This is a genomic window from Rhodococcus sp. SBT000017 (assembly GCF_003688915.1).
In the GTDB taxonomy this organism is placed as follows: domain Bacteria; phylum Actinomycetota; class Actinomycetes; order Mycobacteriales; family Mycobacteriaceae; genus Rhodococcoides.
Genome location: NZ_REFU01000001.1, coordinates 3,895,558 through 3,915,221 on the forward strand (window position 1 = coordinate 3,895,558; position 19,664 = coordinate 3,915,221).

24 protein-coding genes and 2 tRNA genes are annotated in these 19,664 nt (G+C 62.6%); 19 read left to right on the forward strand and 7 right to left on the reverse strand.

Annotated features, from left to right (window positions below):
- Nucleotides 1–32 precede the first annotated feature (32 nt).
- Entirely contained in the window at nt 33–716 is a 684-nt protein-coding gene (locus tag AYK61_RS18280; protein ID WP_147458352.1) for a DUF5642 family protein, read from the forward strand.
- Nucleotides 676–1,533, forward strand: coding sequence for a hypothetical protein (locus tag AYK61_RS18285; RefSeq protein ID WP_147458353.1), 858 nt, complete (start codon nt 676–678; stop codon nt 1,531–1,533). Before AYK61_RS18280 ends, AYK61_RS18285 begins: the two co-directional genes overlap by 41 nt.
- Nucleotides 1,534–1,980: 447 nt before the next feature.
- Here AYK61_RS18285 and AYK61_RS18290 read toward each other — a convergent pair whose 3' ends face one another.
- Together AYK61_RS18290 and AYK61_RS18295 are read right to left on the reverse strand one after the other, a co-directional pair.
- Nucleotides 1,981–2,856: an IS3 family transposase gene (locus tag AYK61_RS18290; RefSeq protein WP_259468148.1), complete on the reverse strand. Its 876-nt coding sequence runs from the start codon at nt 2,854–2,856 to the stop codon at nt 1,981–1,983.
- A 14-nt stretch (nt 2,857–2,870) separates the two neighbouring features.
- Nucleotides 2,871–3,176, reverse strand: coding sequence for a transposase (locus tag AYK61_RS18295; RefSeq protein ID WP_121869381.1), 306 nt, complete (start codon nt 3,174–3,176; stop codon nt 2,871–2,873).
- A 174-nt stretch (nt 3,177–3,350) separates the two neighbouring features.
- Here AYK61_RS18295 and AYK61_RS18300 point away from each other — a divergent pair, with 174 nt between their 5' ends.
- Entirely contained in the window at nt 3,351–3,530 is a 180-nt protein-coding gene (locus AYK61_RS18300; protein WP_147458354.1) for a hypothetical protein, read from the forward strand.
- A 199-nt stretch (nt 3,531–3,729) separates the two neighbouring features.
- Nucleotides 3,730–4,542, forward strand: coding sequence for a formate/nitrite transporter family protein (locus tag AYK61_RS18305; protein WP_121871864.1), 813 nt, complete (start codon nt 3,730–3,732; stop codon nt 4,540–4,542).
- Between the two features lie 16 nt (nt 4,543–4,558).
- On the opposite strand, the gene AYK61_RS18310 is transcribed toward AYK61_RS18305, so the two are convergent.
- A complete protein-coding gene (locus tag AYK61_RS18310) occupies nt 4,559–5,482 on the reverse strand; it encodes an RluA family pseudouridine synthase (RefSeq protein WP_183130348.1) in 924 nt (307 codons plus the stop codon).
- 78 nt (nt 5,483–5,560) lie between these two features.
- A complete protein-coding gene (locus AYK61_RS18315; protein WP_121871866.1) occupies nt 5,561–5,899 on the reverse strand; it encodes an excalibur calcium-binding domain-containing protein in 339 nt (112 codons plus the stop codon).
- Between the two features lie 145 nt (nt 5,900–6,044).
- Here AYK61_RS18315 and AYK61_RS18320 point away from each other — a divergent pair, with 145 nt between their 5' ends.
- Nucleotides 6,045–6,248: a DUF3072 domain-containing protein gene (locus tag AYK61_RS18320; RefSeq protein WP_121871867.1), complete on the forward strand. Its 204-nt coding sequence runs from the start codon at nt 6,045–6,047 to the stop codon at nt 6,246–6,248.
- Nucleotides 6,249–6,538: 290 nt separating this feature from the next.
- Nucleotides 6,539–7,585 (forward strand): alpha/beta hydrolase family protein, encoded by a 1,047-nt coding sequence (locus AYK61_RS18325; protein ID WP_121872877.1) that lies wholly within the window; start codon nt 6,539–6,541, stop codon nt 7,583–7,585.
- Here AYK61_RS18325 and hisC read toward each other — a convergent pair.
- Nucleotides 7,574–8,626: a histidinol-phosphate transaminase gene (hisC, locus tag AYK61_RS18330; RefSeq protein ID WP_121872876.1), complete on the reverse strand. Its 1,053-nt coding sequence runs from the start codon at nt 8,624–8,626 to the stop codon at nt 7,574–7,576. The genes AYK61_RS18325 and hisC overlap by 12 nt on opposite strands.
- Before the next feature lie 93 nt (nt 8,627–8,719).
- Here hisC and AYK61_RS18335 point away from each other — a divergent pair, with 93 nt between their 5' ends.
- The 11 genes from AYK61_RS18335 (at nt 8,720) to AYK61_RS18385 (ending at nt 16,250) form a co-directional block, all read left to right on the forward strand.
- On the forward strand, nt 8,720–9,484 hold the full coding sequence (locus AYK61_RS18335) for a dienelactone hydrolase family protein (protein ID WP_121871868.1): 765 nt from the start codon (nt 8,720–8,722) through the stop codon (nt 9,482–9,484).
- Nucleotides 9,485–9,607: 123 nt separating this feature from the next.
- A tRNA-Ser gene (locus AYK61_RS18340) sits at nt 9,608–9,697 on the forward strand.
- Between the two features lie 50 nt (nt 9,698–9,747).
- Nucleotides 9,748–9,820: transfer RNA gene (locus tag AYK61_RS18345), tRNA-Arg, on the forward strand.
- Nucleotides 9,821–10,089: 269 nt separating this feature from the next.
- Entirely contained in the window at nt 10,090–10,611 is a 522-nt protein-coding gene (locus AYK61_RS18350; RefSeq protein ID WP_121871869.1) for a hypothetical protein, read from the forward strand.
- A gap of 293 nt (nt 10,612–10,904) precedes the next feature.
- Nucleotides 10,905–11,510 (forward strand): MspA family porin, encoded by a 606-nt coding sequence (locus AYK61_RS18355; protein WP_259468202.1) that lies wholly within the window; start codon nt 10,905–10,907, stop codon nt 11,508–11,510.
- Nucleotides 11,511–11,610: 100 nt separating this feature from the next.
- A complete protein-coding gene (locus AYK61_RS18360) occupies nt 11,611–12,015 on the forward strand; it encodes a hypothetical protein (protein ID WP_147458355.1) in 405 nt (134 codons plus the stop codon).
- A 109-nt stretch (nt 12,016–12,124) separates the two neighbouring features.
- Entirely contained in the window at nt 12,125–12,409 is a 285-nt protein-coding gene (locus tag AYK61_RS18365) for a hypothetical protein (RefSeq protein WP_237669891.1), read from the forward strand.
- Nucleotides 12,406–14,712 carry a polymorphic toxin type 24 domain-containing protein gene (locus AYK61_RS18370; protein ID WP_147458356.1) on the forward strand — a complete coding sequence of 769 codons (2,307 nt, stop codon included), beginning with the start codon at nt 12,406–12,408 and terminating at the stop codon, nt 14,710–14,712. The genes AYK61_RS18365 and AYK61_RS18370 overlap by 4 nt, the downstream gene beginning before the upstream one ends.
- A 17-nt stretch (nt 14,713–14,729) precedes the next feature.
- On the forward strand, nt 14,730–15,161 hold the full coding sequence (locus AYK61_RS18375) for a hypothetical protein (protein WP_128644803.1): 432 nt from the start codon (nt 14,730–14,732) through the stop codon (nt 15,159–15,161).
- 4 nt (nt 15,162–15,165) lie between these two features.
- Nucleotides 15,166–15,606, forward strand: coding sequence for a hypothetical protein (locus AYK61_RS18380; RefSeq protein WP_121871873.1), 441 nt, complete (start codon nt 15,166–15,168; stop codon nt 15,604–15,606).
- A gap of 404 nt (nt 15,607–16,010) precedes the next feature.
- Nucleotides 16,011–16,250 (forward strand): hypothetical protein, encoded by a 240-nt coding sequence (locus tag AYK61_RS18385; protein ID WP_121871874.1) that lies wholly within the window; start codon nt 16,011–16,013, stop codon nt 16,248–16,250.
- Nucleotides 16,251–16,498: 248 nt separating this feature from the next.
- Here AYK61_RS18385 and AYK61_RS18390 read toward each other — a convergent pair whose 3' ends face one another.
- The gene (locus AYK61_RS18390; protein ID WP_121871875.1) at nt 16,499–16,720 is read right to left on the reverse strand and encodes a hypothetical protein; all 222 of its coding nucleotides are present in this window, start codon (nt 16,718–16,720) and stop codon (nt 16,499–16,501) included.
- Nucleotides 16,721–16,829: 109 nt separating this feature from the next.
- Between AYK61_RS18390 and AYK61_RS18395 the strand changes: the two genes are divergently transcribed.
- The gene (locus AYK61_RS18395; RefSeq protein WP_121872879.1) at nt 16,830–17,624 is read left to right on the forward strand and encodes an endonuclease/exonuclease/phosphatase family protein; all 795 of its coding nucleotides are present in this window, start codon (nt 16,830–16,832) and stop codon (nt 17,622–17,624) included.
- 53 nt (nt 17,625–17,677) lie between these two features.
- Here AYK61_RS18395 and AYK61_RS27390 read toward each other — a convergent pair whose 3' ends face one another.
- Entirely contained in the window at nt 17,678–17,827 is a 150-nt protein-coding gene (locus AYK61_RS27390; protein WP_183130349.1) for a hypothetical protein, read from the reverse strand.
- Here AYK61_RS27390 and AYK61_RS18400 point away from each other — a divergent pair.
- Complete coding sequence (locus AYK61_RS18400; RefSeq protein WP_121872880.1) at nt 17,826–19,478, forward strand: BCCT family transporter; 1,653 nt, start codon at nt 17,826–17,828, stop codon at nt 19,476–19,478. The two genes, AYK61_RS27390 and AYK61_RS18400, sit on opposite strands and share 2 nt — an antisense overlap.
- Nucleotides 19,479–19,664: the final 186 nt, after the last annotated feature.

Below are 19,664 nucleotides of genomic sequence, written 5' to 3' on the forward strand. Positions count from 1 at the left end.
TGCCCTCGCACTCGATCGGAAAGGTGAACCGCGTGAGCGCGCTGCATCGAACCAGGCTTGTTTCGTCCTTACTCGGTCTGACACTCCTCCTCACGGGCTGCTCCCAGCAGGAGATCGACCAATCAGAGCCCGAAGAGGTGTCGATCGACATCAGCCGGCTCGCCGAGCTGGAGCGGACTGTTCCTGCTGGCGGTGAGTTCCACTACAACGGTCGGACCGTGACCGCAGACGACTTCGCCGCCACCCAGCAGCAGTCGTTGGACTCGCTGACAGTTTCTCCGCCGGAGTGCGGCAAAGTGGGCTCGAGCGGCGAGATGCTCCCTGCAGGAACGGCCGTGGAGTCTGTCAGCGTTGCCCTACCCGGTTCCTTCGTCACGCTGTCCGCGCAGGAGTTGCCGACGCCGAGAGTGCGCCGCCCGGCTGATTCGCCGGATTGCTCCAGGTTCAGCTTCACCGGCGAGGCCGGCGAGGGAATCTCCGTCCCCACCGAGCCAGCCGTGATTGCGGACGCGGACAACACCGGCACCCGGACGATGACCTTCGCTGCGGATGGGAAGGCCGCAGACCAGTACGGGTTCATCTCGTGGCTCGACGACACCCACGTAGTGACGGCGATCGTCCTGCCGAGGGAGGAGTCCTCGCCGGGGCAGCTGTACGTGAACCCGGAGTCAGGACGTGAACTTCTCGTCGCCGCGGCGTCCCTCGTACGCCGCTAGGCTGGCGTTTCAACCCTATTCGGTGCTCAGAAGGAGGAACGAGATGTCACTCCGCGACCAGCTCGAGGCGCTGATGCCCACGTCTGGCCCCTTCGAGCGGCTGGAGATCGTCGATCCCGCCGACCTCACCTCGGAGGAGACAGCAGTCATCCCGCCCGGCTGGATCACGGCCGCGCAGATGGAGGGTCCGGCCGCAGTGCGGGCAGCACTCCAGCTCTGGGAAGCCGCGCTTCCATCCCGGCTTCCCGGCACTGTCGCAGACATCCGGAGTCGTGGCCTCGACGTGCTGATCGGCCGTGCGTACCCCGGCGGGGAGTTTCCCGCGCGCCTTGTACTCGTATACGCACTCTCTGTCTCCTCGCCCGTGCGCAAGATCGATGCCTGCTTCGGCTACCTCCCCGCGCCGGCTGACGCACTCCCGCCCTTCTGGTCCAGGCTTACCCACAACATCGGCCGCTTCCACACCGGCGTCCACGACGGGCTCCGGACTCAGCTCGGCGGGCTCCTCCCATCGACGGGTCTCCGCCCGGTCAGCGCCGACCCCGTGCGAGCGGAAGCGCCCCAGCCCGAGTTCCTCGACCAGAATTTCAACGCGTTGCCGGCGGAGCGAATCCCGCGACTGGAAGATCTTGTCGTCCTCGTCCGGACATTCTCCGACGGTGTCGCGGTGGACCTGTCCGACCCCGACCTCGCGGCATGGGATGTGACTGATCTTTTTCAACCGAGCAAGCTGGAGACATGGTCGGCGATCGACGCAGCACTGATGGACTGTCTGAGCACACCGGTGGAAAGCTATACAGAGTTCGGCTACGAGTGACCGCCCACGCACAGTCGGACGTCAACGTCGGCGAGTCATGACCGGCCGATCAAAAAGTCACGCCCCGTGAACGTGCTGCGATCTAGCGGGGCCTTCGCTGGTCGCGGACCTCAATACGCCGGGCCGCACGACCTTCGATGTCATCGTCGACGGGCTTCGGTATCAAAACTGAGTTACCGCCGGTCCGAACCCCAATGCCGTTGCAATGTTCGACGTCGCAGGGCGGCCAGATAGTCGATCGATGCGAAACACCAACTGCCCACCGTAGCCGCTCGTGGAGGCGGTTCCGCCGCCGCGAACCCCCCTGCGATCGGTGCGGAGCATCATGCCACCGCCATCCTGACTCGCGTCAAGGCTTCGCGCCCACGTCTCAACACACAAAAGTCTCGATCAAGATCAGGCCCCGAAACCCCTAGCTGTGAGGTTCCCCCGAAAAGTGGACAGTGGTTACGCGGCCATGACAGGCGCGATCAGTGACTGTTCGTAATTGGCGGGGCTGAGCATCCCGATTGTGGAGTGCCTACGGCGAGTGTTGTAGAAATTCATCCAATTGTCAACTGCAGCAATCAATTCAGCGGCATAGGCGAAGGTGTGGCGGTAGTAGTACTCGTGTTTGAAGGTCGACCACAGGCTCTCCGCGCCGGCATTGTCCCAGCATATACCGGTTTCCCCCATCGAGCGCCGCAGCCCATATCGTTCGCACGCCTGCTTCATGATCTCTGCCGTGTACTGACTTCCCCTGTCCGAGTGCATGATTGTGCCGGCGACATCGCCACCGCGTTCGGCGACGGCCATGTCCAATGCTTCGAGAACCAGCTCGGTGCGCATGTGGTCCGCCACCGACCAACCCAGGACCTTCTTCGAGTGTTCGTCCTTGATTGCACATAGGTACATATCACCCTCACCGCAGGTCAGGTAGGTGATGTCCGATGTCCACACCGCATCGAGGCGGCCCTGGTCGAACCGGCGTTGCACGAGATCATCGGGGAACGAGGCGAAGGGATCGACCACGGTGGTGCGAACCTTGAACGTGCGCGGGCTGATCCCGACGATGCCGAGTGAGCGCATGATCTTCGCGACCGTCTTGTCATCGATCACCTCGCCGCGGTCGTGCAGTTCAGCGGTGATCCGAGGCGACCCGTACACCCCTTTCGACTCACGGTGTATGTCGAGGATCTTCACCTCCAGATCTGTACGTCGTTGCTGCCGTTCTCCCAATCTTATTGTCACACTGCGTCCTTGGTGTTTATAGAAACCTGAGGTCGACACTTCCAGTAGTCGTGCCATCCGGTGAACTGCGGAGTTCGCGCACTCCACGGCCATCAACGCGTAGAGCTCTACTTTTGTTGATTCGCCGCGAAGTACGCGGACGCTTTTTTCAGGAACGCGATGTCTTTCTCCTGCTCGGAAACCTGCTTACGGAGCCGGGAGAGCTCCGAGCGCTCCGCGGCGGTCAGCGGCTGATCACCGGATGCAGCTGCGGCTTCGATACGGCGGCGTTCGTCGGCGACCCAGCGTCCGAGCAAAGCTTCGTTGATGCCCAGTTCACGGGCGACCTCGGCGATGGTGCGGCCGGAATCGATCACCCGGCGTGCGGCCTCGACCTTGTACTCGGTCGTGAACGACCTGCGTTTGCGGGACATGAGGACATCCTTCCAGCGGAACCTGTGGTCCTGCTAGCTCGGTGTCCACTATCCGGGGGGAACCTCACTGACGGATCAGGTATCTGCGGCTTCGAGGGAGGCTATGCGTTTGCCCTGTTCATCGATCATGGGTACGTCGCCTATCGCATCCCGGTGGAAGACGATCACACCCTCATGACCCCAGGTAAGACCGACTACCTCTACGACAACGCAGGCGTCCGCATGCCTGCATGGCGCATCACTCTGTCGTTGGCGGAGAGACCGATGCTCGCAGCCTTCGATGCTGGTCGTGATACCGTCTCGGCCGAACTGGACGCAATGGAGCAAAGCGACCGGCAGGGCTCAGCCGCTTAGTCCTACAGCTCAGACCACTTGCTCAACATCCGACGTGTCTCCTTCGACAGGTTTGAATGCCATGCACTTACCTCCGCCACATGTTCGTTTCGGATTCCGGTCCACCCGCCCGGGTGGACCGGTTTCATTTGTCCCGGTCGAAGCCGAGCTCCGTCGCGACCTGGTTGGTAGATCTCGGCTCAGTGGGTACTACCTGCGAATGAGTGAAGAAGCGCGGCGCAACGACGGCGACAACGAGGGACCTCTGGAAGAGGAACTCGAGGAAAGTTTCGACGCCGTCGTCTCCGAAGGTGCCGAGCGATTGCACCGCACCGTACGGACCGTGCTGATCACCGGATTCTTCGGCGGGCTCGAAGTTGCGCTGGGTGTAATGGCGTATCTCGCGGTGCTGGACGAGACCGACAGTCATCTACTGGCCGGCCTGGCGTTCGGTATCGGCCTGGTGGCGATCTATCTCGCTCATGGCGAGCTGTTCACCGAGGACTTCCTGATGCCGATCGCCGCGGTGGTGGCCCGCGACGGCACACCTCTGCAGCTGGCGAAGCTGTGGATCGGGACGCTGCTGGCGAACTTGCTGGGCGGGTGGTTGGTGATGTGGTTGATCGCGCACGCGTTTCCGCAGTGGCTCGAGGTGTTGTCCGAGGCGGCGCATCATTTCGTCGACGCACCGCTCGATCTGCAGTCGATCTGCCTGGCAGTTCTCGGCGGCAGCACGATGACGCTGCTGACCCGTATGCAGCAGGGGACAACATCCGATGTCGCGCGGATCATCGCCGCCATGGCAGCAGGCTTCCTACTGGCCGGACTGCAGCTGTTCCACTCGATTCTCGATTCCTTGCTGATCTTCGGAGCCATCCACGCAGGTGCCGATGTGGGCTACCGCGACTGGATCGAATGGTTCGGCTACACGGTGGTCTTCAACATCATCGGCGGCGTCGTATTGGTCACCGCCCTGCGCCTGGTGCGCACGAAGGAGCTCGTGAAGTCCGAACGAAAAACGAATCCTGAATAGCGGAGTGGCGTGGGGCTCACGGACTGCTGTCCGACGCCCATCGCTCCAAGCTCAGGCGGGTCTCGAAGCGTCGGACAGACTTCGAGATTGGATCGTTGAATTCGATTGAGCTGGCGAGTAATTGGAGAGGATCGGTGAAATCGTCGACGGCCCGGTCGGTGGCCGTCGGGTAGAGGTCGTCACCGAGGATGGGTACACCGAGTGAATTCATGTGCAGTCGCAGCTGATGAGTGCGGCCCGTCAACGGAGTCAGTCGATAGCGACCGAGCCCGTCTCGATGATCCAGAAGTTCGACGGTGGTGTGCGCGTTGGGTTCACCGACCACCTCGCGAGCGGTGAATTGGCCCTTCTCCGAGACGATTCGGCTACGGACGACGGTGGGCAGTGTCAGCGACGGGTCGTAGGGCGCGATCGCCTCGTACTTCTTGTGGACCTTCCGATCCTGGAACAGTGTTTGATACGCGCCGCGAAGAGTGGGGTCCACGACGAACAGAACCAACCCTGCGGTGACGCGGTCGAGTCGGTGAGCGGGCACCAACTGCGGCAGATCGAGTTCGCGACGTAACCGCACGAGAGCGGTCTGCAGAATGTGCCCGCCGCGGGGGATCGTCGGCAGGAAATGCGGCTTGTCGATCACCAGCAGTGCATCGTCTCGGTGCACGATCGAAATATCGAACGGCACAACGGTTTCCGACGGCAGATCGCGGTGGAACCAGACCGCCTCGCCGGGAACGTACGGTGCGTCCGGTGCGATGGGCCCGGTCATGTCGACGATGTCACCGGCCGCGAACATGGCGTCGAACCGGTGCGGAGAAATCCGTGACTCGGTGGCGGTGAGAAAGTCGCGAACAGTGCGCCACGTGCCGTCCTCGGGCATCCGGATTCGAGCGGGATCGAGACCGTGCCGCTTCGCCAGGGGCGGTTGCTGGCGTCGTCTCACAGAGTGAGCGTATCCGCCCGCCGAGATCGCACTTGTGCAGACAAATCAGTGCCTACTGCCTGCACAAGTGCGAATTCGCTACTCGCAGCCGATGCCGTCGTTGTCGCGATCGAGATGTGGCCCGTAGCCGTACTCGTCTCGATAGACCGGATCGGCACCGGCGTCACGCGCCGCATCGCAGTTCTCGTACTGGAATGCCCTGCCGGAGGGGGCGGGTGCGGATTGCGGCGCAGGAGCAGGCGCCGCCAGTGGGGCCGGAGGCGGAGGAAGGAGCACCGGGCAGAACTGGGCCGAACCACTGCTGCAGAGGAAATCGGTGATCGGATCGGCCGAGGCGACGACCGGGGCGCTGACCAGGGCGGCGGCAGCGATCGCGCCGCTGATGCCGAGCTTGAACAGCAGGTTCTTCGTCTTCATGGAACTCCAATCGAGGGGGTGTGATGTGGAGCATCCTCGACCAATTGTTGAACTGTCAATCAAGTCATTCGGGTGATCTACGGCCCGCGACTCCGTGGAAGGCCGATGGGTTTGGAACCCATCGATTCGGCGTATCTACGAACGTATGAGCGAAAACGAGCAGGTCAACCAGAACCCCGAGAAGGATCCCGACGACTGGGTCACCGGCGACGAGCCGATGACCGGCCCACAGAAGAGCTACCTGGGCACTCTTGCGCAGGAAGCGGGCGAGGAAATACCCGAGGGTCTCAACAAGGCGCAGGCGTCGGAAATGATCGACAAGTTGCAGGGCGAGACCGGCCGCGGCTGACTGACGCCCCAGAGGTCCACTCGATGTGACATCGACCCCCGAAAAGTCCACCGAATGTCACATCGAGTGCCCTCGCGGGAGCTGCGTCGACGAGTACATCCGACCAGGTAGACCGTTCTGCCTCGAGTACATCTAACAAAGGATCACGCGGACTTTTGTACCTGCATGTGCGCGGCTATTGTGAGCGAACCCACAGCTTTAGCGTGCGCGCATATCGGTGGGTACGTTGAGTGACGGATGTTGTTTGTGTTGCGCCCCGTGAGGGGCGCCGGGGGAGGATGGGCAATCAGATGCACCGTCGATTGTTGGCAGTAGCGGGAACTGCTCTGGCAGTGTCGCTGCTGGGGTCGGGTCTCGCCGGGGCGCAGCCGCTTCCCGGTACCGGCAGTTCCGAAGGTGGCGGTGTCGCTCCCGGTATTGCAGCTCAGTCCCTGCCGGCAGCGGCGGCGCGCATCGATCGTGTGGACATGCTGACCGATCGCCGCGCAGCAGTGTGGGTCGAGTCGCCGGCCATGGGCCGCGCCATCCAGGTCCAGGTTCTTCTTCCGGCCGCGCAGGCGGTGTCTCGCCCCACGCTCTACATGCTCGACGGTGTGAGTGCGGGCAAGGAATCCGATTACCAGGAAAGCACCTGGACTCAGAAGACCGACATCGTCGACTTCTTCGCGGACAAGCAGGTCAACGTCGTGCTCCCGGTCGGTGGATCGAGCAGCTACTACACGGACTGGAACGTGCCGGACCCGGTGCTGGGCGTCAACAAGTGGGAGACCTTCCTGACGTCGGAGCTGCCGCCGCTGATCGATGCGCGCTTCTCCGGTAACGGCACCAATGCGATCTCGGGTGTCTCGATGGGAGCCCAGGCCGCAATGGACCTGATCACGCGTCACCCCGGCCTCTACACCGGCGTCGCAGGCCTGAGCGGTTGCTACGACAATTCGCAAGCCAACTTCAAGGATGCGGTCCGCGCCACCGTCGCCACCAACGGCGGCAATGCAACCAACATGTGGGGCGAGAACACCGATCCCAAGTGGGTCGAGCACGATCCGTCACGTAATGCCGAAGCACTCCGCGGCAAGGACGTCTACCTGTCCGTCGGCACCGGCCTGCCCGGTCCGTACGAGCTCGGCCCCGGTGGTAGCGGAGTCGAGAGCGCGTTGATGGGCGGACCGCTCGAGGCGGCCGCGCTGTACTGCACGACCGTGTTCGATACTCGACTCCGATCGCTGGACATCCCCGCGACCGTCGTCTACCGCCCCTACGGCATCCATCAGTGGCCGTACTGGCAGGACGACCTGCGCGAATCCTGGCCGACGCTCGAGCGCGCGCTAGGCCTGTAGAGCAAACTTCAGAAATGCGTCGTTCTCGTGCGGGTCGCCGATGGTGACCCGCACTCCGTCGTTTCCGTAGGCGCGCAGTAGTACGCCCTGTTCGGCTGCAGCACTGGCGAATTCACCCGAGCGTTCGGCCAACGGCAGCCATACGAAGTTGGACTGCGATGCGCCGACGTCGTAGCCGCCCGCAACGAGAGCGTCGCGCACACGATCCCGCTCCGTGATCAGGGCTTCGGTGCGGGCCAGCAGCTCTACCGAGGCCTCCAACGACGCCACCGCCGCCTGCTGCGCAACGGTGCTGACAGCGAACGCGATCCGCACCTTCGACAGCGCCGTGATCACCTCGGGATCGGCCACCGCGTAACCCACCCGCAAGCCGGCGAGTCCGTAGGCCTTCGAGAACGTCCGCAGCACGATCACGTTGCGTCGTCCGCGTGCCAGCTCCACTCCGTCGGTGTGGTTGCCCGCGGCGGGGCGGGTGTACTCGAAGTAGGCCTCGTCGAGGACCACGAGAATGTTCGACGGCACCGCGTCGAGAAATGCTTCGAGCTTGTCGCGCTGGACGACGGTTCCGGTCGGGTTGTTCGGGTTGCAGACGAAGATCAGCCGCGTGCGGTCGGTGATGGCGGCGAACATAGCGTCGAGGTCGTGCACGTGGTCGGCGGTCAACGGAACCAATACGGGTGTCGCGCCTGCAACGCTGGTGACGATGGGGTACGCCTCGAACGAGCGCCAGGCGAACAACACTTCGTCGCCGGGACCGCAGGTGATCTGGACGACCTCCTGGCACAGCGAGACGGAACCACTTCCGACGGCCACGTTCTCGGTGGCAACGCCGAGCTTCTTCGCCAGCGACTCGACGAGCGCGGTCGCTCGATTGTCGGGGTAGCGATTGACGCCGCCGACGGCCTCCGCGATCGCGTCGCGCACGCTCGGCAGCGGTCCCTGCGTCGTTTCGTTGCTCGCCAGTTTGATCGCACCCGGAAAGGTGCGGCCGGGAACGTAGGCGGGGATGGCGTCGAGGTCGGGGCGGATGCGCGCGGTCACGGCTGCCATTATGCGCCCAGGTTCGGGGTTGACTTCTGCGCGTCCGTGATATTGCTGTGCACGACCGGGCCGATCGTCCTATCTTCGATAAGTATGTCGGGAATATTGAGCGACGTCGCAGTTCTTCGGTCCGCCTCCGCGCCCACGGTCGGCGCGGACTACGTGGTGGATACGACCGCGCACGAATCACCCCCGCAGGAGAAAGTGCCGTTGACGGCCGCCGAACCCGATGGTCCACCTCGCGGCGGAATCGTCGTGCTGCACGAGGCGCGTGAGGTGCCCGAGTCTCTGCTCGACCTTCTGCGCGCACTCGCGCTGGAAGGTTGGCTCGCCGTTGCGCCGAACCTGTTCCATCGAGGCCACGGCGACGACAAAGAAGTATTCGGCGACGACCTCTTCGCGGACTTCGACGCCACCTCCGACTGGCTCGTTCAGCGCGGTGTCTATCCCGATTGTGTCGGGGTGATCGGGTTCGACGACGCAGGCACGGCAGCGTTGATCGTGGCCACCAGTCGTCCGGTCGGGGCGGCGGTCAGTGTCGCCGCAGCCGGCATCGTCGAACCGCTCAACTCCGACGCGATCGCGTTGGTCGAGGCCGCACCCAAGCTGCAGGCCCCCTGGCTCGGTCTCTACGGCGAGGACGACCCCCACACCCCACCCGCTCACATCGAAGCCCTTCGCGACGCCGCCACGCGTGCCTCAGTGGCCACGAACGTCGTCAGCTATTCGGGCTTGAAGCACCGAGCCGATCATCCCCGCGAACAACCCGGCAGTTCCGATCACAGCGACCCCGCGGCGGCCGCGCTCGTCGACGCCCAGACCCGAATCTTCGATTGGTTCGACAGCTTCATGCGCTGAAGAGCAACAAGCATCTTTTACGCAAACGCCGCGCGAACCGGAGGCGTCGACCAGCCGTTTTGCCTTCTGGCCTTTGCCGTGTGTAATCTCTTTCCTCGGCGGTCCGAGAGGGCCGGCAGCCTAGGAGGCGTGCCAGAGCGGCCGAATGGGAGTCACTGCTAATGACTTGTCCTTTCACCGGGACCGGAGGTTCAAATCCTCTCGCCTCCGCCACGAACGGTAGATCGTTACCGTTCAGCTAGACCAGTTGGATAACTGAACATGCGCCCGTAGCTCAACGGATAGAGCACTTGACTACGGATCAAGAGGTTAGGGGTTCGAATCCCTTCGGGCGCACAGAAGAAGGAGCCCCGAACTGCAGCGATGCGGTTCGGGGCTTCTTCGATTTCGAGGTGATGTGCGGTGAGCTCAACACTTACTCAACACAGTGCTCGGATTTCGGCGCGAAAGTGATGAGTTCACGGTGTCGAACCGGACAGCCTCAGTCCCGACATTGGAACGGCGTGGGCAGAACCAATGTCAATGGCGGAGAACTGCCCTTCCTGTTTTCCTGTCGCCAAGGCGCTCGCCGGCAGCTCGAGGCACTATCAACGTCGCCGATCCGAGTGTCGACGATCTCGGTCGTCCGCTCCGACGACGCACCCGAGTACCTCGACGACGAGGATCTCAGTCGCGTTGTCGCGCATCTGGATTTGATCGGTCTGCTGGTAACGGAGAGCCGCACCATCGTCGTCGATGGGCAGGACAAGACGGTGTTCGGGCTGGGCGACCCGCAGGTCATGCACGCCTATCTGCCGCTGATCCTCACCGGCGGCCGAGTCAACCAAATTCTGATGCTCGATCCGGACCCTCTGGGCCATGCGTCACATGAGGGCGCAGAGTGTCAGATCGGGGTCGTGTGCGGATGGCGGCTGATGGCGTCAACGACGGGATTGTCGCCTTCCGGATCGGGTAAGACGTCGACGTCACACGGTGTCGGTTCGTCACCGGGAACTGCTGTCAATACGGTCATGTCACCCGGACCCTCACCGGTGAACTGGCTGGTGTTCGCCACACATGCCATCGTGCCGCTGGCCAAGTTCGGGCCGTCATCGTTTCGTGACCATGAGGCGCGTCACTCCATGTGATGCGCCAAAACGCCTGGTCGTACTTGCCCGAAGATGTTTCTGTTACGCCCGGTACGGGTGGCGCCGGTCTGATTCGGGTGTCGAAGGACTGTCGGGGATGTGTGGGGTGTTGTACCGTCCCGGGCAGATCTTCAGTTATTTTTCAGCAACCATTGTGGTCGGTCGAATCACCGACACGCGTACGGAGAGACTCGCTCATGGAAACGATGGCAAGCGCTACCACTGGTTCGACGGTGCGGGGACGTGGCGTATCGAGGGCCGTGGCTGGTTGTGCGGTGGTGTCGGCAGCAGTGATGGTGGGTTCTGCTGCGTTCGCGGGCACCGCGTCGGCGACGCCGACGCCGTTGGCCGACAAGTTCGCGAGCACGGTCACCGATGACGGCTGGACCCTCGATCTCACTGCCAGCAACCTGTCGGTCAACCCGGTTCCGAACGTGGCGACGACGGCGTTCACGCGGGAGGGGTTCGTCTCGGCGAAGGTCACCGGCACCATCACCGGTGCCGGTGAGACGGCGGTGAAGACCGGATACATCGAACAGGGCCTGCAGATCGGGTGTCAGATCGATGTCTCCTCCGGTCTCGCTGTGGGACTTGGTGTGTCGTTCGGTCCGTCGGTGGGTGTGTCGATTTCCGGTACCGGCCCCAGCGCGAATGTGGGTGTCAATGCGTCGGTGAACCCGAGCATTCAGGCCACCATCGCTCCGGGAACGATCACCACGATTCCGCTCGGCATCAAGGATCTCGAATCATCGAAGGCCTCGATCACGGCGGAGAACGTGCATGTGAAGGTCGATGCGTGCATGGGTCCGGTCACGGTCCGCTCCTATGCACAGTTCGCGGTGTCGACGTCGACCTCGGACAACAGTGTGTTCGTGTATTCCGACCCCACCTGGCTCTGACACGCAATTTCGATTCAGCCGACAACGGGTCTCCAGCCACGTGGAGCGATTTCGATTGTCGGCCAATGCTTTTCACGCTCATCCTTACCTGAGGAGCATCATGTCTTTCGCTCGTACGAAGAGAATCGCAGCCACTACCACCGCAGTCTCGCTTGCTGCCGCCGGGGTTCTGCTCGCCAACGCCCCGGCCGCTGCAGCTGTTCCCGTGACGATCGAAGGGCCGGTTCCGGCGTACTACGGCGCGCCGGTGGTGCAGGTTCCCCTCACTCACGCCCTGACCGTCGCGGCCCGTGACAGTGGTATCCCGGCCGCCCTGGCCAACGCAGATATCACGATTCCGGTGCAGGGGTGGGAGTGGGTGATCGACTCCTCGGCCGACGTCCTGGCAGTCGAGACCGCTCGGGCTGCGCAGTACCCCAACGGTTGCGCTTCCTACCAGTTCTACCTTCCGCCGAGCGGGGGGTGGGCAGCCTCGGCCACCGGGTACACCCACTGCCCCTGGTAGAGAACACCTTCTTCCTGTCCAGATGCATCTGCTCCCGCTATCCCCCCAGCTGGTTGCGGGTATCTCGAGTCCCGCGTTTCTGTTTGGTAGAGAAAGGCATTCACTTTCGATGACCACTTCACCGGTCGACCCGATGACCCCACCGACCCGCCATGTCGGTGCAGCACGCAACGAAACCTCGACAGCGGTCATCGCGACACTGTTCGGGCTCGGGTTGCTTGTTGTGGCGTTCGCGATGATCGGACGCCTCGCCGGGTGGGCTGACGAGCACGGGACGATCCTGGTGTATCTGGCGTTCTTTGTGTGGATGTCGATCGCCGGGCGGGTGTTCTGGTGGGGCACCGACAGAGTGGTTGCCACGGTCCGGAAGCCGGCGGCCCAGGACCACCGATGAGGCCGGAACCGATATCGGAACCGACTGCGGCATCGAGGAAGCCGACGCTACGCAGGTCGGTGGCGGGAGTCCTCGCTGTCGGGGCATTGTTGGCCGGGACCGCCGGTGTGATCGGTGCCGCGATCGTGCTCGCAGCAGGGCCGGCGTATGCGACACCGGAAGAGGATTGTGCGGCGGTGCGGGCGCGTGATCATCAGATCTATCTGAACTTGATCGCCTCTCTACCTCCGGGCTCTCCGATCCCACCGGAGTACATCAACCCGTGCCTGACCGCACCGCCCACGACCACGACTGCTCCGCCGACGAGCACGGCCGGGCTGCCGGGCGCGCAAGCACCGGGCGGTGGCCCGAACGTCGGAGCGAACGCTCCGACGAACTTCCCCACCTACAACGGCACCCCCATCGTGGCGGTCCCCGCGATCGAGGTGCCAGCGGATATTTCCCCGTCCTCGCCGGGCAACGAAACACCCACCCCCGCCCCCACCCCTGTCGCGGTGTCGGACACCGAATCCGATACGATACCGCGCACCGCGACCCCGCCGATTCCCGATCGGGGTCCCGGACCGATACCCACCGATACCGATTCGAATACCGCAGCAGCGCAACCGGTTCCGGACGCGGGGTCCTCCGCATCCGGGGAGGGAGCGGATCGTGATCGGTATCTCGAACTCGTGTTGGTCGGTGCCGCCGCGTTCACTGCCGGCGGGATCGGAGTGCGCGGGCGTCGTTCCCCGGTCGGTCCTCGGACTCCGGAATCTGCATTGGCCGGTGTCGTCGGTACGGCCAGCGCGCCTGTGGTCCGCTATGCACCCGGAGGGTTCGAGCAGATCACCGTGCCCAACGAGGACGGTGGCGAACGCACCCTGGTGCTCATCAACGATGCGACTTCGCCGCGCAGCTACCGATTCCCGCTGCACGTCCCCGACGGCGGACACGCGACCGAGAACCCTGATGGCTCGGTCTCGGTGTTCGATGCGGCAGGACGTGAGGTCACGCACTACGACGCACCGTGGGCGTACGACGCCACAGGAGAACCTGTCCCCACCGAGTACGAGATCGAGGGGGACGAGTTGGTTCAACACGTCTATCCCAGGCCCGACTCCATCTTTCCGATTCTGGCCGACCCGTCCTGGAGCGGTGTTCTCGACGGAGTGAAAGATTTCGGCGCGGGAGTGGGAACGTCGGTCAAGGACAATGTGGTGGGGATGGGCCCGCTCGTCGGGCTCGGGGGTGAGGGCGGACCTGGGGTCGAAGAGTCCTGGCAAGGAGTCGGGGCCTTGGTCGGCCTCGGCGGCGACGGCGCACCGGGGGTGAAGGATTCGTGGAAGAACGTCGGTAAGGAGACCGTCGCATGGGATGACTACGCGGGCGGCGACAGCGCCTATGCCACAGGGAAAGTCACAGGAAACATCGTCACCGCGCTCGTCGGCAGCAAGGGCACGTCTGCGGCCCTGAACGCAGGCAAAAACGCAGCGAAGGACGCGGCGGAACAAGCAGGTCGTCATGCCCCTACCGGCGACACGCCGTCGACGGTTCCCGTCCCACCTCCCACACTGGCCGAGAAACTCGCAAACGCCGACGTCTACACCGGCACGGGACCCTCAAGTCGGCAGCGGAACGATTTTCCGCTCACAGACGGTCCGAAAAACGGTGCACTCGTCCGACTGAACGACAGCGGGAAGGTCGCGTACTGGGCTGAATACGACAAAAATGGGACCATGATCAGGAGGGCAGATCTCGAAGGAAAGTCGCACGGGCCGATTGAGACCCCGCATGTCGTCGACGTGGTTATCGACCGGGCCCCTGACGGTACGGAACGTCCGCGACAGGACAAGAAGAACACACGTCCCGCTACAGATGAAGAGATTGCCAGTGCTGGCGCATGGAAACCGGAATCGGAACGAAGCGCCGCCCCCGCATCGCCGCTCAACTCGGCTCAACCTCCGAAGCAAAGCTCGGGCGCTGCCACTACTGGAGCCGCCGGGTATACGGCCGCTGCGCAAACACAGAACCAACAGGACACGCAGCTGCAAGGACCAGGTTTGGAAGCTCAGCGTGCTCAAGCACGAACGGAATTCGAAACCAGCTACACCCCCGCTGATCAATCCCGCGACCAACAGATAGCGCACACCCAAGGACCCGGACTGGAAGCTCAGCGTGAACAAGCGAGAGCCAACCTGGACATGGTCGATCGCGAATCAGATCTGAACACTGTGCAAGTCCAGGGCCCAGGCTTGGAAGCGCAGCGCGATGCCGCACGCGACCGACTGGCCGCCGACAACTACAGCAAGAAGACGACATGATTGGAGAGAATGCGGCCATGGATGACACAGCAGCCTCACGCGAAGAAGCAGAGAAGGCGCTCCAGCAGGGGGATTGGGCTTCGGTCTCGGTTGGCTTGCGATGGTTGGTAGGACATGCCGAAGGGCCTACCGACTTCGACATCTTGGTCGAAATGCTGCGGTATCCCACCAATATCGTTCCGATGGAGATTGCTGCAGAGGCGCTGATCCGCAGATATGGTTCTTCGGGCTTGGCTGCTGTCATTACCTTTCTAGTCTCTGATGAGATCGATTTCAGCTGTCATGACTATCTGCTCGCGGTCCTCGACGACTTGTACCTAGATCACGGTGTACCGATCCGGGACATGCTTATGGAGTTAGACCGAGATGACAGTTTTCTCGATATCACGGATTTGCTGGATCGGCCTACACTCGCGGCGGGTTCACAGGGCTCTGCAATGAACTCCTAGAACCATGGATGCGTTAGTAACCTCGCGCGAAGAAGCAGAGACGGCTCTCCGGCAGGGGGGTTGGGCTTCGGTCTCGACCGGTCTGCGCTGGTTTCGCAGCAACGCCGAGGGCGAACGCGATTTTCTTCTCGTAGCCGAGCAGCTGCGGTATCCCGATATGGGGCCGATGGGTATCGCGGCGGAAACGCTCGTGCTTCGCTTCGGGGTTCGAGGACTATGCGAGGTCATCGGGTATCTGATAAGCGACGACCTCGAATTCAATGCGCACGAGTATCTCCTCGGTACGCTCGAGGATCTGTATCTCGAGGAGGATGTTCCTGTTCGCGACATGCTTGTCTCGATGACTGCAGATGATCGGTATATCGACCTTCGCCCCACGATCGTGGAGATGCTCGAGAACCCTAATATGGCGGCCGATATGCAAGGGGCACTGCGAACGCCGTAGGGACGCAGTGTAGACGAAGTCCAGGGACGGTTTCTTCGTGTCTGGGCCCTGGGAGTCTTGAGCCCATTTCGGCCCAAGAAACGTCGTGTCTCGCCGATCTGATGAATACTGCGATTCGGGAGCGGCGCGGAGTTGACCTTTCGTTCCGAGCACGTTCACAACAGGTGCGCTTGCGGTGTGTTGGTCGCGGAAGTCGACGTACACGTCGGCCATGGCGTAGCACAGGGGCGAGATGGTGCAATGACAACCCACCAGCCGTGCAGATCCCCGATGGTTCGGCACTGGGTGGACCGGACGCTGCGGTGGCGATGCTTATGAGGCAGGTCGGGGGTGATCCATCCCGGTATTTTCCGGAGGGTTCATGGCGTCGCCGCCCGACCTCACCGCCGCTTGCGTCCAGCATCGTGTCTACTCCCACATTTCGCGACCTGCTGCGAATACCCGAGGGCGAAGACCATTTGCTGCTCGACGGTCACGGTCAATCGAAGATCTTCGGGCCCGTCGGTGAAGTGCTATCTCAACCGATTGCGCCGGATGTGGAAGGCATCGTGTACGCAACCGTGGCAAGTTCGGTCGTGTTCCGCGAACCGATCTACGACGCGCAACCGTTCACGGTTCCACCGAACGGACTCGAACCGGCCTGAGGCCACTCGCCGGTTCTGCCCTGGGCAATCTCGATCGGCCCACTGTCGTGGAACTCCACCCTTCGACATGGACGTCGTTGTCCGAGCGGTGCCGTCGAGGTAGGGGTACCAGTAGCAGTCGCGCTGGTAGTTGCGATGGTCAGGAAGAGCGAGATCGTCAGTCTGCGTGAGCGTCTCGCTGGATGGACCGAACACCGAACGATCGAGGAGGCGAGGCCCAACGACTCCGGATCGACCGCGTGTAGCAGTCAGCCCTGGTCGGACATGTTGCGGTTGATCACGGCCCAAAAAAGTTCGTACAGCCCACATGCGATGACAGTGCCCACGAGCGCCCACCAGAACTCGATGTCGTACACGGTCAAGGCAATGAACTGGCAGATCACCAGGCATACGAGAAACAGCTGCCGCCAACGCTGCTTGCGTCGCGTAGCCGGATCAGGCGGCTGCTCCACATAGTCGACCGGGCGCATGGGTTCCACCACCCCACGATCGCATACCTCGTCCGATCGCACGGGTCGCTCGGGCCAGTGCAAGAGAAATCGACTACCGCGTCTCGACGGCGTCTGCCATCATGACGTCGTGAAAATCGTATCGATCAATGCGTGGGGTGGCGCGATGTTCGACGAGCTCGTTGCCTGGCTCGAAACCGTTGACGCGGAGGTCATTTGTCTCCAAGAAGTCACGCGCACCGCACATCGGTCGGGATGGTCGACCTTCGCCGACGGCGAGCGCACACTGCCGCAGCGGCTGAGTCTGTTCGACGACGTCTCGGCGGTGCTCACCGACTACACGCCGTACTTCGTCGCCAACGACGCCGGACCTGTCACCGACGCCGACGGTGTCGAATTGCGTCAGGACTTCGGGATCGCGACCTGGGTGCGTGACGACGTCCCCGTCGTGGGGCTCGACGCGCGGTTCGTCCATTCACGGTTCGTCGATCACGCGGTCTGGGATGTGGGCGACCGTCCACGAGCTGCTCTGACGGTCACCGTTCGCGATCGCGTCGCCGAAAGGTTCGTCTCCGTCATCCAACTGCACGGTCTGCGTGATCCAGCAGGCAAGGGCGACAGTCCTGTTCGGCTGGAGCAGGCCCAGAAGCTGGTGCAGATCATCGAGCATGTTCGTTCGTCGAGCGATGTCATCGTCCTGTGCGGCGACCTCAATCTGCTGCCGTCGAGTGAGACGTTCGCGGTACTCGGTGAGCACGGGATGACCGACCTCGTCGAAGATGCCGATACGCGAACATCGATCTATACGAAAGACGTTCGGAGTGCCAGCTACATGTTGGTCTCTTCCACAGCCGTGGTGCGAAGCTTCGAGATCGTCGAGGCACCGGAAGTATCGGACCACCGAGCTCTGATGCTCGACATCTGACAGCCCTCGCGACATCGGTACAGCCGGTGGTACGACGCGAGGAATGGGCGCGCTCACACGTCGGCCAGGTAACAAATCGGCTGCAACGGTGGACAGGTCTGCTCCGGTAAAGAAGGGTTAAAGGTCGGCGACGGCACGCCCCAACGACCGAGCATGATCCGAATCCGACGAACCGTGCCGTCGAGGATGGTGACGGCAACCATGGACACACTTGCCCGCAAACTGGGCCTCAGAACCGACAATCACATCTTCTTCAGCTCAGCAGGATTGACTATCGCGCTGCTGGTGTTGTTCCTCGTCTTCCAGGACTGGGTCGGGAACGCGTTCGGCGTCGGGCGAGAGTGGATCGTCACCAATCTCGGATGGTTCTTCATCATCGGAGTCACGGTCTGGCTGGTGTTTCTGATCTGGGTTGCCATCAGTAAATACGGTCGCCTGCGGCTCGGGGATGACGACGACAGACCAGAATACTCGAATTTGTCGTGGTTCGCGATGCTGTTCGCGGGCGGCATCGGAACGGTGCTGATGTTCTGGGGCGTCGCGGAGCCGATTTCGCACTTCTCCGCACCGCCCTTCGACGGCGTGGAGCCCTACAGCGTCGAAGCATCCCAGGACGCGATGAGCATCTCTCTCTATCACCTGAGTCTGCACACGTGGGCCATCTTCACGCTGCCGGGCTTGGCATTCGGCTTCTTCATCTACCGCTACAAGTTGCCGATGCGCGTCTCCTCGGTGTTCTATCCCATTCTGAAAGAACGCATCTCGGGCCCGATCGGTAAGACGATCGATGTGTTCGCTGTGCTGGGCACGATCTTCGGGCTGGCTGTGTCGCTGGGACTCGGTACGTCTCAGATCAACGCGGGATTGAGCGAGCTCGTCGGACTTCCCGACGCCGTGTGGTCGAAAGTGCTGATCATCGGACTGCTCACAGTGGTCGCCACGACCTCGATCGTTGTCGGTTTGGACAAGGGCGTGCGCCGGTTGTCCAATCTGAACATCCTCGTCGCGGTCGGCTTGATGATTTTCGTGCTGATCGCGTCGGACACTGTCTTCTTGCTGCGGCAAGTATTCGAGAGCTTCGGAAACTACGCGCAGGAGATCGTTCCGTTGTCCTTCTGGAACGACGCGATGGCCGAGTTCACCTCCGATGGAGGGTGGGGCTGGCAGGGCGGGTGGACAGTCTTCTACTGGGCGTGGACCGTCACCTGGGCACCGTTCATGGGAGTCTTTCTCGCTCGCATTTCGCGCGGCCGCACCATTCGCCAGTTCGTCGTCGGAGTCCTGGTTGCGCCGTCGCTGTTCACGCTGGTCTGGTTTGTCGTATTCGGTTGGTCAGCAATGAGAATCGACGGAATCGGGGGTAGTGGAGGTCCGATCTCGGACGCGGTGTCCGAGAGCATTCCGCTGGCGATGTTCACATTCTTCGAGAACTTCCCGGCGGCGACCTTGATCCAAGGAATCGCAGTGGTCGTAGTGGCCCTGTTCTTCGCGACATCCTCGGACTCGGCATCGCTGGTGATCGACATGTTGTGCTCGGGCGACGGTGAGGCCGGCCCGGTGCGGCAGCGCGTGTTCTGGGGCGTCACCGAAGGCGCGGTGGCTGCCACGCTGATCGTGCTGGGAGGCGAAGCGGGACTGCAAGCGCTGCAACAGGTCATCACCGTGATTGGGCTGCCGATCTTCATTCTGGTCTCGCTGATGATCATCGCGTTGGTGATGGGACTGAGAGCAGAGGGGGTGAAGGTGCAACCGCTCACCCGAGAAGAATTCCGAGAGCACAACGGCCAATCGACCGTCACCGAGTCGGACAAGGTGAGCGCTTCTCCGCTGGCCAGAGACCCCGCCGACGACTGATGTCGACCGCGCCCAATCGGAGCGCTCTGTGAGACTTATCGGTATGAAGCGTGTGATTCGGGACGCTCTCGTCGTTGCTCTCGCAACGCCGCTGACGGTCGCGTTGACGTTCGCTCGGTCGGGCGTCGCTCATGCCTGCTCCTGTGTCTACAACACAGATGGAACGCAAGCCGAACAGCAACTCGA